Raw genomic sequence first — 2,962 nt, forward strand, 5'->3', positions numbered from 1 at the left:
CCCGTGGCGCGATCCAGTGTCGGCAGATTGGGGCCGTTGCGTTACCTGGCTGCCATCGAGCACGTTCTAGCGAAACGATTGGGGGCCGATCTGAGGTATGCAGGGCTGGTCACAAAAAACCCCGTCCACAGCGATTGGATGACGTTCTGGCACGACATTGAACCCTACACCCTCGACTATCTCGCCGAGTTTTGCCCAGATGCTGATCTGGCGGCCTTTAGTGGCCGTAAGCGCAAAGAAGCGAGCGGGTTGGGGCGTAACATAGAGGTGTTCGATAACGTGCGGGAATGGGCCTATAAGGCCGTCAGACGGTTTTGGCGGCCCAACGGCTATGACGCATGGGCCGATGCCGTGCTTGCGGCCTGTGAGAGCGCCAATGCGTTTGGCTTGGAGCAAGGCGGTCCGCTGCCAGTGTCCGAGATTAAGTCTACGGCCAAGAGCATTGCCCGCTGGGTCTGGCGGAACCTAACTCCGTCCGCGTTTGCGGATTACGTTGATCGGACACATACCTCCGAGATCCAAGCGCGGAGAGGGGCTAAGGGCGGTAAGGTATCCAAGGGAGGGGGAAGGCCGAGCAATAGCGGTAAGGACAAGTCCGATCTATTGCCGGAGGTTCTGCGGCTTAAGGCTCAGGGGTACACCAACCGCGATATAGCGGACGATCTTCAAATCTCCCCCAGTACGGTGAGCGTTTACCTAAAGCGTGATCATCCGTGATCGAAACAAGCCTATATCAGATAACAGCGCCCGAAAGGGCGTTCTCGAGCTTTTGCCTTTTAGTCTTAAAAATCCTTTTAGAGCGGATCCTTGGCGAGGTGGGGAACGGCCGGACCGAAGGCCGTCCATCGCCCCCCGGCTCTATCGGGGGGTGTGGGCGGGGCCGTTGTCCACGGAGCGATCTTGCTCTGGCCCCGGTTACTCGTCTGCCGGGATCGCGTAGATCGCCCGCTCTATCCGCTCCAGCGTTTCCGCGTCCACCATCTCCGTGATCCCCTTGACCTTAGCGAAGGCCAGAATGGTTTTTACTGCCCTCAGATCATTCCTGTTTAACGTCACGGTAACGTTTATTTCCTGTTGCTTCGCCCGGTAGGTAGCCTGCCGTTCTGCCCCCGTCTTGGCTGTCCCTGTCTTTGGTCTACCACGACCTCGCCTGATGCCGAACATGTCCCCAGTTCCCTGATCCGCTGCGTCCTTCATGATGCTCTTTCCTGTCACTGTTACGGTAATTCATTATCTGTCACGGTGACGTTTATTGCAAGTTGCCGACCCCCTCGTTTTCTGCTTTACTGGTATTAAGCCAGCCGACCCCGTATTACATTACGCCCGCTTCGCGGTCTCCATGTATCCGGGGGCTGGTGAGGGGCTCCGCCCCTTCAAACCCCACGCTGCTACGCCGCTTGGAGAGCCAATGACAAAGCCAGAGCTAAAGACAACAACGGCCAGCCTTCGCCTCGATCCTGCCACCCTGGCCAAGTGGCGCCAGGGGGCCAGCGACGAGGGGCTGACCCTCTCCGACTGGCTGAGAGCCAAGGTGGATGCCGACCAGCAAACCCATATATCCCCCGCCCGGTCGCGGCGGGAACGAGACCCCCGCCACCTGGCAGATCCTGCGCTAATGCGCCAGCTCGCGGCGTTGGGATCGAACCTCAACCAGATCGCCAGGGCGGTGAACGAATGCCGCCTGGTAGGGAGCTCGGTTCACCTGGTGGAGCTGCTGACGTTGCTACGTAGCATCGAGGAGAGCGCCGGGAGACTACTGCCGCAGCTTCCGCCTCCGCCGAACCGGGAGGATGACGGGCATGATGATTAAGTTCCTGGCTCATGGCACCGGTAAGGCCAGCAGTGCGGCGACCTATTTGCTGGACAGTCACGACCACAAGGGCGAGGAACGTGCCGGGGTGGCGGTGTTGCGGGGTGATCCGCAGCAGTTCGCCGCCGTGGCGGACTCGCTCGATTTTCAGCATCGATACCGGAGTGCGGTGATCTCCTGGTCGGAGGAAGAGGCCCCCAGTGACGCCGAGATCGGCGCGGTGCTGGACGACTTCGAGGCGCTGTCCTTTGCCGGACTGGATAGGCAGGACGTGCATCTGACCGCCGTGCAGCACCGGGAGGCCGGGGGCGGTGTCCACGTCCACATCCTGGTGCCCCGTGTTCACCTGGGCACGGGTAAATCTCTGAACATTGCCCCGCCCGGACATAGAAAAGACTTTGACGCCCTGCGGGATAAATGGAACTACGGCAAGGGCTGGGCCAGACCAGACGACCCGCTCCGGGCACGGCTGATACAGCCCTCCTTTGACGCCTACAAGGGCCAGCAGGACAGGACTGCCATCAAGCGGCAGATAGGGGATCACCTGCTTGGGGCGGTGGCTCAGGGGCTGATCCGCGACCGGGGCGAATTACTCGAGTACCTGGGCGAGGTGCTCGAATTCGAGATCACCCGCCAGGGCAAGGACTACATCACGATCAGGCCGGAGGGATACCCGCAGGGCATCCGGCTCAAAGGAGAGCTGTATGGAGAAGGGTGGCGAGCTGAAAACACGCTTGAGCGAGAGACTAGCGCAGCGGCAAGCCGAGGAGCTGGCCGAGGTGGCCACGTTGACCGAGGCCAATCTGACACAGCTCAGCGAGCGTTTGACAAAGCATGTGAGCGCCGAGCTGAGTACAACCAGGGACGCTATTCGGCAGCAGAGCGAGCAGATCACCACGTTGTTAGGTTCACAGCAGAGCGCCTTGGAACAACAACAGGCGACCGTGGACGCGCTCAAATGCTTGAGCTTGACGGACTTGGAGCAGATCCAAAAGGGGTTAAACGACGCGATCACTCTCGCCCAGGGGAAGGCAATCGAGCAGGCGATCGATCCGCTCAGGACGGCCCTAGAGCAACTCAAGACGGACGGGGAGGCCCTGAGTCTGGTGACGTTCCGGGGATGGCTCAAACCGCTGCTGATATCGATGGCGG

Annotated in this window: 3 protein-coding genes and 1 pseudogene; 3 read left to right on the forward strand and 1 reads right to left on the reverse strand. The window is 60.5% G+C overall.

Annotated features, from left to right (window positions below; genetic code table 11):
* Positions 1-717 (forward strand): replication initiation protein (locus RA19_RS25520; protein WP_039168857.1); only part of this gene is annotated, 717 nt, incomplete at its 5' end.
* A 198-nt stretch (positions 718-915) separates the two neighbouring features.
* On the opposite strand, the gene RA19_RS25525 is transcribed toward RA19_RS25520, so the two are convergent.
* Entirely contained in the window at positions 916-1,197 is a 282-nt protein-coding gene (locus tag RA19_RS25525) for a hypothetical protein (protein WP_082020691.1), read from the reverse strand.
* A gap of 211 nt (positions 1,198-1,408) precedes the next feature.
* Between RA19_RS25525 and mobC the strand changes: the two genes are divergently transcribed.
* Entirely contained in the window at positions 1,409-1,810 is a 402-nt protein-coding gene (mobC, locus tag RA19_RS25530) for a plasmid mobilization relaxosome protein MobC (RefSeq protein ID WP_039168860.1), read from the forward strand.
* A pseudogene (locus RA19_RS26380) lies at positions 1,800-2,962 on the forward strand (relaxase/mobilization nuclease domain-containing protein); the annotation flags it as partial. The gene mobC and the pseudogene RA19_RS26380, both read left to right, overlap by 11 nt.

It is taken from the genome of Leisingera sp. ANG-M1 (assembly GCF_000813745.1).
Taxonomy (GTDB): domain Bacteria; phylum Pseudomonadota; class Alphaproteobacteria; order Rhodobacterales; family Rhodobacteraceae; genus Leisingera.

What these genes read in the sequence shown, in the direction of transcription:
- mobC (WP_039168860.1), top strand. Translation starts at nt 1,409, where the DNA reads ATGACAAAGCCAGAGCTAAAGACAACAACGGCCAGCCTTCGCCTCGAT.
- RA19_RS25525 (WP_082020691.1), bottom strand. Translation starts at nt 1,197, where the DNA reads ATGAAGGACGCAGCGGATCAGGGAACTGGGGACATGTTCGGCATCAGG.